This is a genomic window from Pseudomonas sp. DTU12.3 (genome assembly GCF_004124275.1).
Classification (GTDB): domain Bacteria; phylum Pseudomonadota; class Gammaproteobacteria; order Pseudomonadales; family Pseudomonadaceae; genus Aquipseudomonas; species Aquipseudomonas helmanticensis.
In genome coordinates, this window is the sequence record NZ_CP027218.1 from 901543 (window position 1) to 915059 (window position 13517).

15 protein-coding genes and 1 pseudogene are annotated in these 13517 nt (G+C 60.2%); 7 read left to right on the forward strand and 9 right to left on the reverse strand.

From position 1 onward, the window contains the following. Nucleotides 1–167 precede the first annotated feature (167 nt). From C2E19_RS04015 to C2E19_RS04040, 6 genes are all read right to left on the reverse strand, one after another. Nucleotides 168–740, reverse strand: a complete 573-nt coding sequence (locus C2E19_RS04015; protein WP_129388377.1) for a HupE/UreJ family protein — start codon at nucleotides 738–740, stop codon at nucleotides 168–170. Between the two features lie 27 nt (nucleotides 741–767). Continuing rightward, nucleotides 768–1382 (reverse strand): urease accessory protein UreG, encoded by a 615-nt coding sequence (gene ureG, locus C2E19_RS04020; RefSeq protein WP_129388380.1) that lies wholly within the window; start codon nucleotides 1380–1382, stop codon nucleotides 768–770. An 11-nt stretch (nucleotides 1383–1393) separates the two neighbouring features. Continuing rightward, nucleotides 1394–2068: an urease accessory protein UreF gene (locus tag C2E19_RS04025; protein ID WP_129388383.1), complete on the reverse strand. Its 675-nt coding sequence runs from the start codon at nucleotides 2066–2068 to the stop codon at nucleotides 1394–1396. Further along, nucleotides 2065–2565: an urease accessory protein UreE gene (gene ureE, locus C2E19_RS04030; protein ID WP_129388386.1), complete on the reverse strand. Its 501-nt coding sequence runs from the start codon at nucleotides 2563–2565 to the stop codon at nucleotides 2065–2067. The genes C2E19_RS04025 and ureE overlap by 4 nt, the downstream gene beginning before the upstream one ends. Before the next feature lie 244 nt (nucleotides 2566–2809). Further along, nucleotides 2810–3442: a TetR family transcriptional regulator gene (locus tag C2E19_RS04035; protein WP_129388389.1), complete on the reverse strand. Its 633-nt coding sequence runs from the start codon at nucleotides 3440–3442 to the stop codon at nucleotides 2810–2812. 155 nt (nucleotides 3443–3597) lie between these two features. Further along, nucleotides 3598–4146, reverse strand: a complete 549-nt coding sequence (locus tag C2E19_RS04040; protein ID WP_129388392.1) for a hypothetical protein — start codon at nucleotides 4144–4146, stop codon at nucleotides 3598–3600. Between the two features lie 383 nt (nucleotides 4147–4529). Between C2E19_RS04040 and C2E19_RS04045 the strand changes: the two genes are divergently transcribed. After that, on the forward strand, nucleotides 4530–6605 hold the full coding sequence (locus tag C2E19_RS04045; RefSeq protein WP_129388395.1) for an AsmA family protein: 2076 nt from the start codon (nucleotides 4530–4532) through the stop codon (nucleotides 6603–6605). Nucleotides 6606–6695: 90 nt separating this feature from the next. Here the strand turns inward: C2E19_RS04045 and C2E19_RS04050 are convergent, their stop codons facing one another. Both C2E19_RS04050 and C2E19_RS04055 read right to left on the reverse strand, forming a co-directional pair. Further along, the gene (locus C2E19_RS04050; RefSeq protein ID WP_129388398.1) at nucleotides 6696–7229 is read right to left on the reverse strand and encodes a bacterioferritin; all 534 of its coding nucleotides are present in this window, start codon (nucleotides 7227–7229) and stop codon (nucleotides 6696–6698) included. A gap of 99 nt (nucleotides 7230–7328) precedes the next feature. Further along, nucleotides 7329–8276 (reverse strand): LysR substrate-binding domain-containing protein, encoded by a 948-nt coding sequence (locus C2E19_RS04055; protein ID WP_164979402.1) that lies wholly within the window; start codon nucleotides 8274–8276, stop codon nucleotides 7329–7331. 109 nt (nucleotides 8277–8385) lie between these two features. Between C2E19_RS04055 and C2E19_RS04060 the strand changes: the two genes are divergently transcribed. From C2E19_RS04060 to C2E19_RS04070, 3 genes and pseudogenes are all read left to right on the forward strand, one after another. Continuing rightward, nucleotides 8386–9024, forward strand: coding sequence for an FMN-dependent NADH-azoreductase (locus C2E19_RS04060; RefSeq protein WP_129388404.1), 639 nt, complete (start codon nucleotides 8386–8388; stop codon nucleotides 9022–9024). Next, a pseudogene (locus tag C2E19_RS04065) lies at nucleotides 9025–9087 on the forward strand (QacE family quaternary ammonium compound efflux SMR transporter); the annotation flags it as partial. It lies immediately after the preceding gene. A gap of 94 nt (nucleotides 9088–9181) precedes the next feature. Beyond that, nucleotides 9182–10060 (forward strand): triacylglycerol lipase, encoded by an 879-nt coding sequence (locus C2E19_RS04070; RefSeq protein ID WP_129388408.1) that lies wholly within the window; start codon nucleotides 9182–9184, stop codon nucleotides 10058–10060. A gap of 109 nt (nucleotides 10061–10169) precedes the next feature. Here C2E19_RS04070 and C2E19_RS04075 read toward each other — a convergent pair whose 3' ends face one another. Then, nucleotides 10170–11057, reverse strand: coding sequence for a DMT family transporter (locus C2E19_RS04075; RefSeq protein WP_129388411.1), 888 nt, complete (start codon nucleotides 11055–11057; stop codon nucleotides 10170–10172). Between the two features lie 96 nt (nucleotides 11058–11153). Here C2E19_RS04075 and C2E19_RS04080 point away from each other — a divergent pair, with 96 nt between their 5' ends. The 3 genes from C2E19_RS04080 to C2E19_RS04090 all read left to right on the forward strand — a co-directional run bounded on the left by C2E19_RS04080 (nucleotide 11154) and on the right by C2E19_RS04090 (nucleotide 13500). Continuing rightward, nucleotides 11154–11948 carry a helix-turn-helix transcriptional regulator gene (locus C2E19_RS04080; RefSeq protein ID WP_129388415.1) on the forward strand — a complete coding sequence of 265 codons (795 nt, stop codon included), beginning with the start codon at nucleotides 11154–11156 and terminating at the stop codon, nucleotides 11946–11948. A gap of 63 nt (nucleotides 11949–12011) precedes the next feature. Next, entirely contained in the window at nucleotides 12012–12317 is a 306-nt protein-coding gene (locus C2E19_RS04085; protein WP_025111807.1) for a PsiF family protein, read from the forward strand. A gap of 169 nt (nucleotides 12318–12486) precedes the next feature. Continuing rightward, a complete protein-coding gene (locus C2E19_RS04090; RefSeq protein WP_129388418.1) occupies nucleotides 12487–13500 on the forward strand; it encodes an AI-2E family transporter in 1014 nt (337 codons plus the stop codon). Nucleotides 13501–13517: the final 17 nt, after the last annotated feature.

Sequence of the window (13517 nt, forward strand, 5' to 3'; positions counted from 1 at the left end):
CGGACGTCGTCACGGGCTGGGGCGATTGCGCGACATGGTAGCAGAGAGCACCGGGTGGGTGACGAACCCTGTAGGAGCTGCCGAAGGCTGCGATCTTTTGATCTTGCTTTTATTAATCAAAATCAAAAGATCGCAGCCTTCGGCAGCTCCTACAGGGGATGTGCCGTTTAGCCAGCCAGCAGCCAGGCGCCGGTGATGGCTGAGGCAGCGCCAGCGAGGCGTACCAACGGCGCAGCAGCCTGAGGCAGGAAACGCACCATGGCATAACCCACCGCATGCAATGCAGCGGTAGCCGCAACAAATCCAGCGGCATACGCCCAAGGGCTGCTCATGTCCGGCAGTTCCAGCCCATGCGCCACACCGTGGAACAACGCAAACACCGCCGTCGCCACCACCGCCATCACCAGCGGCGGACGCACCGCCAGTGCCACCGCCAGGCCCAGCGCCAGTACCGAGGCAGCAATTCCGCTTTCCAGCGCCGGCAATTGCAGCCCTTCAAACCCGAGCAGGCCGCCAATCAGCATGGTGCCGACAAACGTGCACGGCAGCGCCCATCGCGCGGCGCCTTGTTGTTGCGCTGCCCACAACCCGACGGCAACCATCGCCAGCAAGTGGTCGAGGCCGCCTATCGGGTGGCTGATACCGGCGATCAAGCCACTGTCGCCATGCCCCGGATGAGCAAAGGCCAATGCCGGGGTCAGCAGCAGCGCAACCGCGCCAAGAATGCGTTTGAGTGTCATGGAAAAGCTTCCTTGTTGAAAAGTGAATCAGGCTGCGGTCAGCAGGCCCTGGCGTTCGATGAAGGCGATGATGGCTTCCAGGCCCTGACCGGTTTTCTGGTTGCTGAAGACGAACGGCTTGCCGTTGCGCATGCGTTTGGTGTCGCAGTCCATCATCTCCAGCGAGGCGCCCACCAGTGGCGCAAGGTCGATCTTGTTGATCACCAGCAGATCGGATTTGCAGATGCCCGGCCCGCCCTTGCGCGGCAGCTTGTCGCCGGCCGAAACGTCGATCACGTAGATGGTCAGGTCGGACAGTTCCGGGCTGAAGGTCGCCGACAGGTTGTCGCCACCGGACTCCACCAGAATCAGGTCGAGTCCCGGAAAGCGTCGATTCAGTTGATCGACCGCTTCGAGGTTGATCGAGGCGTCTTCGCGAATCGCCGTGTGCGGGCAGCCGCCGGTTTCCACGCCGATGATCCGCTCGGGCGCGAGGGCTTCATTGCGCACCAGAAAATCGGCGTCTTCGCGGGTATAGATATCGTTGGTGACCACGGCGAGGTTGTAGCGCTCGCGCAGGGCCATGCACAGGGCCAGAGTCAACGCGGTCTTGCCGGAACCGACCGGGCCGCCGATGCCGACGCGCAGAGGTTGTGTGTTCATGCTTGTTTCTCCTAAGAGCGGAAGAGGCGGCTGTACTGGCGTTCATGGGCCATGCACGCCAGGGACAGGCCGAACGCGGCGCTGCCGATGTGTTCGGGATTGATTCGGCTGGCGTCCTGCTGCGCCTGTTGCAGCAGCGGCAGCAGTTCGCTGGTCAGGCGTTGCGCCGCTTGCTGGCCCAGCGGCAGGGTTTTCATCAATACGGCGAGCTGGTTTTCCAGCCAACTCCACAGCCACGCGGCGAGTGCGTCTTGCGGGCTGATGCCCCAAGCGCGCGCGGCCAGCGCCCAGCACAGGGCCAGATGCGGTTCTGTGCATTGATCGAGAAAGTCGCGCGCGGGCGTGTCGAGTTCCGGCAAACCGTTGAGCAATTGCTGCAACGAATAGCCCATCTGCCGACTTTCCAGATGCAGCTCGCGGGTCTCGCGGCTGGCGCGATGGCTTTCGCAGAGGTTCAGCAACTCGGGCCATTGTTGATCCGCCGCCGCCTGGCAATGCGCGAGCAATAGCGGCGCTTCGAAGCGCGCCAGATTGAGCAGCAACTGATCGCTGATCCAGCGGCGGGCGTCGTCCGGGCTTTTCACCCGGCCGTTATCCACCGCCATTTCCAGGCCTTGCGAATAGCTGTAGCCGCCAATCGGCAGTTGCGGACTGGCCAGGCGCAGCAGCGCCCAGGCCGGATTCACAGGCGCACACCGAACTGATGGAGTTTCGGCGCGTAGTTGAAGTCTTCGTCGCCGTGGCGGGAATGGTGATGGCCGCCGCCGTAGGCGCCGTGTTCCGGCTGGAACGGTGCTTCGATGGCTTCAACCTGCGCGCCCAATTGCTCGAGCATGGCTTTGAGCACGTAGTCATCGAGCAGGCGCAGCCAGCCATCGCCGACTTGCAGGGCAACGTGGCGATTGCCCAGGTGATAGGCGGCGCGGGTCAATTCGAAAGCGTTGGCGCAGGTGACGTGCAGCAGTTGTTCGGGGCGGGCACAAACGCGAACGATGCGGCCGTCTTCGGCTTGCAGGCATTCGCCGTCGTACAGCGGCGGCTGACCGCGCTCCAAAAACAACCCGACGTCTTCACCTTCGGCACTGAAACAGCGCAGACGGCTTTTGCTCCGCGCTTCGAAAGTCAGGAGCAACTCAGCGGCCCAGACGGGTTGAGGGTCGATTCTGCGGTGAATCACCAGCATCGGTAAGCTTCCAGCTTATGGACAATACTCAGACTAGAGCAAGGGCCTTGCCAATCGGACGAGATGTAGGAAATCCCTGTCGGAGACTAGCGGATGTTTCAGGATGTTGCGGAGATATGAGAGGTTTTGGTGCGTGAAGATTTTTTTATGCACCAATTTGCGGCGCATAAAAAAGATCGCAGCCTTCGGCAGCTCCTACATGAATCACTGTAGGAGCTGCCGAAGGCTGCGATCCGTTGATCTTTTATTCGGTACTGCCGAGCCCCTGCCAATGCTTGAGCCCGATAAAGATAAAACGCAGTTGCTGGGTGATCTTCGCCTGCGGCGTCAGATGCTCCGGCAGTGCTTCGGCGGGTGGATCAATAATGTCCGGCAGGGTGGCAAACACCGATTTGACGATCAGGTCAGCCATCACGCTCAGCCCCGCAGCGTCCAGATGCTGGAGTTTGGGCATCAACGTCAAATCCGCCGCAAGGTCGGCGCTGATGTTCTCGCGCAAACGCCCGATGGCTTGACGCACCGGCTGCGAACCGCCGTACTGCTCGCGGGCGAGAAAGAGAAATTGCGAACGGTTGGCGCTGACCACATCAAGGAAGATTCGCACCGAGGCATCGATAATGCCGCCCATGACGAATTCATTGTGGCGTACCAAACGGATGGTTTCGCGAAAGGTCTGGCCGACTTCACTGACCAGCACCAGGCCCAGCTCATCCATATCGGCAAAATGCCGGTAGAAACCGGTCGGCACTATCCCGGCGGTTTTGGTCACTTCGCGCAGGCTCAGGCTGCCGAATCCTCGGCCGCTTTCCATCAAGTGGCGGGCAGCGTCCATGAGGGCGTTGCGGGTCTGTTGTTTCTGTTCGGCGCGGGGCAGCATCGCAGGGTGTGTTCTTCGGCAGGACAAGCGCCGCACTCTAGCAAATCGGCTTTGTCGGCGTCGAACGGGAGGAGGTGCAGCGAAGGATTTCAGTGGGGCTGAAAAGTCAAAAGCCCAATCCGCTGATTGGGCTTTTTTTCGAGGCCGCCATGGGCTTAGCTCAAAGCGCTGTTGCGTTCGATCACACGGTCACCACCGCCTTCAGCGAGGGTTTGGCCTTGTGGGGTACGGTCGCTGCCGTCAGAAGCCAGGGTTTGACCTTGTGGAGTGCGGTCGCTGCCATCGGAAGCCAGGGTTTGGCCTTGTGGGGTACGGTCGCTGCCATCGGAAGCCAGGGTTTGACCTTGTGGAGTGCGGTCGCTGCCATCAGACGCCAGGGTTTGACCCTGTGGAGTGCGATCGGAACCGTCTTGCACCAGACCTTTCTCTTCGAGGCGATCACGGCCACCTTCGGCTACGGTCTGACCTTGTGGAGTCTTGTCATAGCCATCTTGCACCAGGCCTTTTTCTTCCAGGCGGTTGCGGCCGTTTTCAGCCAGGGTCTGGCCTTGTGGGGTGCGGTCGCCGCCGTCAGCAGCAACGGTCTGGCTGAATGCCGAGTGGCTGGATTTCACTTGCGGAGTCGCTTGGTCGGCAGCAGGCAGGGCGAAAGCAGTGCTGGCTAGCATCGACAGGGTAAGACTGAGCAGTAATTGGCGTTTCATGATGGGTTGCTCCTTGGGAGGGCGATAAAGTGGGTACGAGGGCAATGCTACTCTCGATAAGTCGATATAAAAGTTCATAAACGCAATGGTAATAATCAACAGAATTGATTGTTCTGGCGGGAGGCTCTAGATCAGGCCTTTCAGGGCGACGGTTTTGCACCGAGGTGGGTATTTTCGACTCACTCGCGCCTCGCAAAAGTGCGGGTCGCGGTAACGCTGTTCGACCGATCAGTCAGGTTCAGCCGGTTTTTTTGCGCTTTGATCAGCCTTTTGATTAAACCTGCGGGCCTTTTGCCAGTCACAGAATTCAGAGGGGCCGCATTGGCCCGCCGTTTCAGCCGTGCGCCGCGATGTCCGGGCGCACGTGATCAGGAGCTTTGTGCATGACGCGCACTGGAAAAATATTCAGCTGGACCTTCGCCATCCTCGTGCTGCTACTCGCCGTGCTGGTCTTGATCATCGTGTTCTTCGACTGGAACCGGATCAAACCGCCGATCAACGCCAAAGTCTCGGAAGAACTGCACCGACCGTTCGCCATCAATGGCAACCTCGCGGTGATCTGGCAACGCGAGCCGGACGAAGGTGGCTGGCGTGCCTGGGTACCGTGGCCGCATGTGGTGGCCGAGGACTTGAGCCTGGGCAACCCGGACTGGTCCAAAAAGCCGCAGATGGTCACGCTCAAGCGCGTTGAACTGCGCATCTCGCCACTGGCGCTACTGGCACAGCGCGTGGTGATCCCGCGTATTGACCTGACCGAACCCAATGCCGAGCTGCAGCGGCTGGCCGATGGCCGCGCCAACTGGACGTTCAAGTTCGATCCCAAGGATCCGAATGCCGAGCCGTCGAACTGGGTGGTCGACATCGGCGCCATCGGTTTCGACAAGGGCCATGTGACGCTCGACGATCAGACACTGAAGACCAATCTCGATGTATTGATCGATCCGCTGGGCAAGCCAATCCCGTACAGCGACATCGTCGGCGACAAAGCGGCGAAAACCGCACAGGACAAGGGCGCCGCACCGCAGGACTATGCCTTTGCGCTGAAGGTCAAAGGCCAATATCACGCGCAGAACCTCAGCGGCCAAGGCAAGATCGGCGGCCTGCTCGCGTTGCAGGACGCCAGTAAGCCGTTCCCGTTGCAGGCGCAGGCCAAGATCGGCGACACCAGCATCGAACTCACCGGCACGTTGACCGATCCGCTCAACCTCGGCGCCCTCGACCTGCGCCTGAAGCTGGCGGGTGCAAGCCTTGGCAATCTTTATCCGCTGACCGGCGTGACCCTGCCGGACACCCCGCCGTACTCCACCGACGGCCATCTGATCGCCAAGCTGCATGATGCTGGCGGCGCGAAATTCACCTATGAACAGTTCAACGGCAAGATCGGCGGCAGCGACATCCATGGCGATCTGACCTACGTTGCCAGTCAGCCGCGACCCAAGCTCAGCGGCGCGCTGCTCTCCAATCAACTGCTGTTTGCTGACCTCGCGCCGTTGATCGGTGCCGACTCCAACGATAAGCAAAAGGCTCGCGGCGGCGAGAGCAAACAACCGGCCGACAAAGTCCTGCCGGTGGAGGAGTTCAAGACCGACCGCTGGCGGGCGATGGATGCCGACGTCGAGTTCACCGGCAAACGTATCGTGCATAGCGAGAAGCTGCCGTTCACCGACCTTTATACCCACCTCAAACTCAACGATGGCGAGCTCAGTCTCGAACCACTGCGCTTCGGCGTGGCCGGCGGCAACCTTGATGCGCAGATCCGCCTCAACGGCCGCACCGAGCCGCTCGAAGGCCGGGCGAAACTGACCGCCCGTGGCTTCAAGCTCAAAGAGTTGTTCCCGACTTTTGAACCGATGAAAACCAGTTTCGGCGAGCTCAATGGCGACGCCGACATCAGCGGGCGCGGCAACTCGGTCGCCAAGCTGCTGGGCGGCGCCAACGGCAAGCTGAAGATGCTGATCAATGACGGTGCGATCAGTCGCGAGCTGATGGAACTGGCCGGGCTCAACGTCGGCAACTATGTGGTCGGCAAGATCTTTGGCGACAAGGAAGTGAAGATCAATTGTGCGGCGGCCGACTTCGACATCAAGACCGGCCTGGCGACCACACAGCTGTTCGTCTTCGATACCGAGAACGCGATCATCTATATCGATGGCACGGCGAACATGGCCACCGAGCAACTCGACCTGACGGTAACGCCGGAATCCAAGGGCTGGCGTTTGATCTCCCTGCGCTCGCCGCTGTATGTGCGCGGCAAGTTCATCAAGCCGGATGCCGGTGTGAAGGCTGTGCCGCTGATGTTGCGTGGGGCGGGAATGGTTGCGCTGGGCGTGATTGCTGCGCCGGCGGCGGGGCTGTTGGCGCTGGTGGCGCCGAGTGGTGGTGAGCCGAATCAGTGCGCGCCGTTGCTGGAGCAGATGAAAGCGGGCAAGGCGCCTGTCACCGTTAAGCCAACCAGGTAAAAGAATAAATCAAAAGATCGCAGCCTGCGGCAGCTCCTACAGGGATCAATGTAGGAGCTGCCGCAGGCTGCGATCTTTTGTTTTTAAGGGTTACAAGTCTTTCAGAATGTCAGCCATGTCGTCGGCATGCTCTTCTTCTTGCGCGAGGATATCTTCGAAGATCCGCCGGGTGGTCGGGTCTTTCTCGCCGATGTACTGGATGATCTCGCGGTAGCTGTCGATGGCGATCCGCTCGGCGACAAGGTCTTCGTAGACCATCTCCTTGAGATCTTTACCAGCCACGTATTGCGCGTGGGACATTTTTGACAACATGTCGGGATTGAACTCGGGTTCGCCGCCCAGTTGCACAATGCGCTCGGCCAGACGGTCGGCGTGCTGGGCTTCCTGAGTCGCGTGCTCGAGAAACTCCTCGGCGGCGACATGGGCTTTGACGCCGGTGGCCATGAAATAGTGGCGTTTGTAGCGCAATACGCAGACCAGTTCGGTGGCCAGCGATTCATTGAGCAAACGCAGCACCTCATCGCGGTCGGCGCTGTAGCTCTCGGTGACGGCGCCGTTCTCGACGTGTTGGCGCGCACGGTCGCGCAGGGTTTGGACATCTGACAGGTGCAGGTCGTTGCTCATTTCAGTCTCCTGGAGGCTAATCCGATGGGCGCCACGTTCTGCGGACGCGGTCGCTACCCAAGTTGTGAGTCATGCGCGCTGCAAAAAGTTTTATCGGTTTTACACAACCCTCGCAGCAGCTGCCGAAGGCCGCGCTCCTGGCGCCAGCCCGGACAACTCTGCCTCCTCGCGCAACCAGGCAAAAAACGCCCGCACCGGCGGATGCCGCTCCCGCCCCGGCACGCACAAGGCGCTGTAACCCGCGCCATCGACCACCACCTCGGCCATGTACGGCACCAGCAAACCGCTGGCGACACTTTCCGAGACCAGAATATTGCTCGCCAGCACCAACCCTTGCCCGGCTATCGCCGCTTGCAGGGCGTAATGCTCCTCATCGTATTCGCGGATCGCCGGTTGCTGCTGCAGCCAGTTTTCGCCGGACTTCGCACACCACGCCTGCCAGCCGTGGGCGTAGAGCTTGGAGTTATGCCAATGCACGCTGATCAACGTCGGCGTACGGCGCGATGCCAGCGCCACTTGCTCCGGCGAGCCGTAAACGCCGAACGACTCATCGAACAGGCACAGGCCATAAAGGTTGGGGTAATCGTCGAGGCTGTAGCGCAACACCAGATCGACGCTGGCGTCCTGGTGCAGATCGATGACTTCGCAATGGGTGTCGAGACGCACGTTGATGTTCGGATGCCGGGCATAAAACCGCCCCAGACGCGGCACCAGCCACAGCGCGGCAAACGCGGCGGTGGTCGATAGCGTCAGCGTGCCGACATTGCGCTGCGGGCGCAGGGTATCGACGCTTTGCGCGACTTCCAGTAACGCGCCGTGCAGGCTGCGAAACAGCCGCTCGCCGCCCTCGGTCAGGCGTACCTGACGCGGCAGACGTTCGAACAGCGCAACCCCGAGCCAGTCTTCCAGCGCACGGATCTGATGGGAGATTGCCGTGGGCGTCACCGCCAGCTCTTCGGCGGCAGCCTTGAAGCTCAACAGGCGCGAAGCGGATTCAAAGGCGCGCAGGGCGGTTAACGGCAATGAAGCAAACATTGGCAACTCCATGGATGAAAAAAATTCATCCAGACTGATTTTTACTCATTTGAGCCAGCCTAGTCGCGAGCCTCAGGCTGTAGACAACCAACAGTTTGATTCTAGTCCGGAGGCTTTACAGATGAGTAAGATTCTTGCGATTCATGCCAGTCCTCGCGGTGAGCGCTCTCACTCGCGACGTTTGGCAGAAAGTTTTCTCAGCGCTTGGCAGTCGCGTCATCCGCAGGCTCATATCACTCGCCGCGAAGTCGGCCGAGCGTTGATTCCAGCGGTCAACGAGGCCTTTGTCGCGGCGGCGTTTTACCCCGAACCCGAGACGCGGCCACTGTTGATGCAGGCCGATCTGGCGCTCAGCGATCAACTGGTCGGCGAGTTGCTTGATCATGATCTGCTACTGATTTCCACGCCGATGTACAACTTCAGCGTGCCCAGCGGCCTCAAGGCCTGGGTCGATCAGATTGTGCGGCTGGGCCTGACGTTCGATCACACACTGGACAACGGCGTCGCCCAATACACGCCGCTGTTGCAGGGCAAAAAGGCCTTGATCGTCACCAGTCGCGGCGGCTTCGGCTTTGGCCCCGGTGGTGAACTGGAAGCGTTGAACCACGCCGATCCATGGCTGCGCACGGCGCTGGGTTTCGTCGGTATCAACGACGTCAGGGTAGTCGCGGCTGAGGGTGAAGAATCCGCCGAACGCACCTTCGCGGTGTCGGTGGCCGAAGCCGAGCAGCGTTTGCTCGACCTCGCCCGGGAGTTCTAAATGGCCTGGCTGTTCCTGCTGATCGCCGCCGGGTTTGAAGTGACCTTCGCCATGGGCATGAAGTAGGCTGGTCGCGGAGTTGTCATCATCACGGAGGATGCTTGGCGAGCGTCTTGCACGCCTTGCATCCACTCACCGACCACAAGGATGTTTGCCCATGTCGACGCGTTATCCACTGGTGTTGGTGCCGGGCATGCTCGGCTTTATTCGGCTGGTGCTCTATCCGTACTGGTACGGAATCATCAAGGCGTTGCGCCGGGGTGGTGCGACGGTGATTGCCGTGCAGGTATCGCCGCTCAACTCCACAGAAGTGCGTGGCGAGCAGTTGCTGGCGCAGATCGATGAGATTTTGCGTGAGACCGGCGCGCACAAGGTCAACCTGTTCGGTCACAGTCAGGGCTCGCTGACGGCGCGCTATGCGGCGGCGAAACGGCCGGATCTGGTCGCCTCGGTGACGTCGGTAGCCGGACCCAATCATGGTTCGGAGCTGGCTGATTATCTGGCCCGGCATTACCCGGCGGACAGCGCCAAGGGGCGCCTGCTGGAAGCATTGCTGCGCTTTGTCGGGTGGTTGATGGCGTTACTGGAAACCGGCTATCGCGGGCCGAAACTGCCGGTGGATATCCACGCTTCGCATCAATCGCTGACCAGCGAAGGCGTGGCGCTGTTCAACCAGCGTTATCCACAGGGCTTGCCTGAAACCTGGGGCGGACATGGCCCGGAAGAGGTTAACGGCGTGCGCTATTACTCGTGGTCGGGGACGTTGCAGCCGGGCAAGACCGATCGTGGCGGAAATCTGTTTGACGGGACCAATCGCAGTTGTCGCTTGTTTGCGAAAACTTTTGTGCGTGAGCCGGGGCAGTGCGACGGCATGGTCGGGCGGTATAGCTCGCATCTGGGCACGGTCATTGGTGATGACTATCCGCTGGATCATTTCGACATTGTTAATCAGTCGTTGGGACTGGTGGGCAAGGGCGCGGATCCGGTGCGATTGTTTGTCGAGCATGCGGCTCGGCTTGAGGCTGCGGGTCTTTAGGATCAAAAGATCGCAGCCTTCGGCAGCTCCTACAGGTTCGGTGTCGAACACAAATTTTGTGAACGCCCCGAACTCATGTAGGAGCTGCCGCAGGCTGCGATCTTTTCCATCAGGCAACGCTGATTCGACGGCCCAGCACGGTGGTCCAGCGCTCGGAAAGAATCACCCCGCCCAACGTCAACAACCCGCCGACCAGGTGATACATCGCCAGCTGTTCCTTCAACACCACCGCCGCAATCAGCGCGGTAATCAACGGCAGCAAGTTGAAGAACAACGTCGTCCGGCTCGGCCCCAGACGTTGCACCGCCTGCATCCACGCCAATGGCGCAAGCATCGACGCCAGCAGGCACGCATACAGCACCAGTGGAATGTTCTGCAGGGTCAGACCGGTTTTCGGTGAAGCCGCATACAACGGAAACAACACGACAATCGCCACCAGCACCTGCAAATACAGCAACACCAGCGGCGGCAGGCGCAGCTGCCATTTCTTCAGCAGCGTGCTGTAGATCGCATAGGCCAGGGTCGCGATCAACATCATTGCGTCACCCATATTCAACCCGTGCTGCAACAGCGCGCCAAGGCTGCCGGACGACACCACGACCAATACGCCGGCAAACGACAGCACCGCACCGACCAATGCACCGGCAGTCAAGCGCTGGCCGAGGCTGATGATCGCCATGGTCAGCGACATCAATGGCATCAACGACAGAATGATGCCCATGTTGGTCGCGGTGGTCAGGGTCGCGGCGAAGTAGGCGAGGCTCTGATACACCGCCATGCCGAGCACGCCAAGGACATAAATCTTGCCCAGGTTCGGGCGAATCTGCGGCCAGTGCGCAATCACTGCTTTGAGCATGAAAGGCGTGAACAACAACCCGGCCAGCAGCCAGCGGTAAAAACCGATCTCGGCCGGGAAAATGGCGCCGACCGCGAGTTTGTTGATCACGGTATTGCCGGCCCAGATAAAAATCGCCAGCAGCGGAAAAGCGTATTGCATGAGTTGAAACCAGTACGTTGATGAAGCGCAATTATCCCTTGTCTGGATGCAAGCCTATACTTCCAACCGGACAACCTGCCTTTGAAACCGGACAGCATGAACAGTAAACACATCGATCTGCTGGATTTCAGCGAACTGCCGTCGACGGTGTACTTCCGGTACGCCGATTTCAACGCCCACGAATTTGCCGCGCCGCACCGTCATCCGTGGGGCACGCTGGAGTATGCGGCCCATGGCGTATTGCACATGGACGTCGACGGCAGCCGCTTCATGTCGCCGCCGCAATACGCGGTGTGGGTGCCGCCGCAGGTCGAGCACAGCTTTTATAGCCATCAGCCGGTCAACTATCGCGCGGTGTGTCTCGACCCCAAGGTTTGTATCGAGTTGCCGAAGCGCGCCTGCACTCTGGCGATCAGCGACATTCTCAAGGCGATTCTCAAGGACTTCGCCGCCCGCGATGTGAAGATCCCGCAACTCGATGCCGATCAGCGTCTGGCGCAAGTGCTGGTCGATCAACTGCAACAGGCGCCAGTGCATGAGTGCTATCTGCCCTACGCGAGCAGTCCGGGATTGCTGGCGATCCTCGAAACCCTGCAGGCCGAGCCGGGCAACAATCAGCCGCTGGCGCATTGGGCGCTGCAAGTGCATGTCAGTGAACGCACCTTGGCGCGGCAATTCGTGCGCGAGTTGGGGATGAGTTTTGGCGAGTGGCGTCAGCGTCTGCGGTATCTGGCCGCGATCGAAGCGCTGGAGACTGTGCGCAGCGTCCAGGAAATCGCCTTCGACCTCGGCTACAGCAGCGGCTCGGCGTTTATTGCCATGTTCGCCCGGCAGGCGGGCTGCACGCCGGAGCAATATCGGCGTAGCCATCTGGAGGGCAGGAAGGTGTAACAAGATTTGGCTACACTCCAGCAGAGGCCGCATCCATCGGTGCGGCGACAAGGAGAAAACTCCATGAAGATGTTGCGTGTGCCTTTGTTGATGATTGGTTTGCTCCTGTGTTCCCAGGGTTTCGCCGCCACGGCGCAACAGAACAAGATGACCACCTGCAATGCCGATGCGACCGCCAAGAGCCTCAAAGGCGATGAGCGCAAAACCTTCATGAGCACTTGCCTCAAGGCAGCGCCAGCGGCCAACGATGCCAAGACCCTGACGCCGCAGCAGGAAAAAATGAAAACCTGCAATGCCGATGCGAAAACCAAAGCGCTGACGGGCGATGCGCGCAAGACCTTCATGAGTGATTGCCTGAAGAAAAAATAAGATCAAAAGATCGCAGCCTGCGGCAGCTCCTACAGGATCGCGGTCTCATGTAGGAGCTGCCGCAGGCTGCGATCTTTTCGGCGCGACGAGGCACCCGGGCCTATGCTCGCTTCGGCGCCGGAACGCTGGCAGACTGCCAATCCTTTTACGCCGTTCGTTTTGAGGCTGTATGCCAACGTTTTCTGAGCGTCATGTAGTGTTCTGGGTCAGTTGCATCATCATTTTCGGCGGTTTGCTGCTGGTGCTGCCGCTGCGTTTGTTGCCGAGCCTGCTGGCCGGCCTGTTGGTGTTCGAGCTGGTCAACATGCTCACCCCGCAACTGCAACGGCTGATCGAAGGCCGCCGCGCCCGCTGGCTGGCGGTGGCACTGCTCGGCACGCTGGTAGTAAGTGTGCTGGCGCTGATCTTTGCCGGGGCCATCAGCTTCCTCCTGCACGAAGCCGAAAACCCCGGGGCTTCCCTCGATAAATTCATGGGCGTGGTCGATCGTGCGCGCGGGCAACTGCCGCCGTTCATCGACGCCTATCTGCCGGCCAGCGCCGGTGAATTCCGCGTCGCGATCGGCGAATGGCTGAGCAAGCATCTCTCTGATCTGCAACTGGTCGGCAAGGACGCGGCGCACATGTTCGTGACATTGCTGATCGGCATGGTGCTCGGCGCGATCATCGCCTTGCAGCGCGTGCCGGACGTGACCAAGCGCAAGCCGCTGGCCGCCGCGCTGTTCGACCGTTTGCACCTGCTGGTGCAGGCGTTTCGCAATATCGTTTTCGCGCAGATCAAGATTGCGTTGCTCAACACCTTCTTCACCGGCATCTTTCTCGCGGTGATCCTGCCGATGTTCGGGGTCAAGCTGCCGCTGACCAAAACCCTGATCGTGCTGACCTTCCTGCTGGGCCTGTTGCCGGTGATCGGCAACCTGATCTCGAACACGCTGATCACCATCGTCGGCCTGTCGCTGTCGATCTGGGTGGCCGTGGCGGCGTTGGGTTATCTGATCGTTATCCACAAGCTCGAATACTTCCTGAATGCGCGCATTGTCGGCGGGCAGATCAGTGCCAAGTCGTGGGAGTTGCTGCTGGCGATGCTGGTGTTCGAAGCCGCGTTCGGCTTGCCGGGAGTGGTGGCGGGGCCGATTTATTACGCGTATTTGAAGAGTGAGTTGAAGCTGGGCGGGATGGTTTGATCCGGCAGAACTGTGTT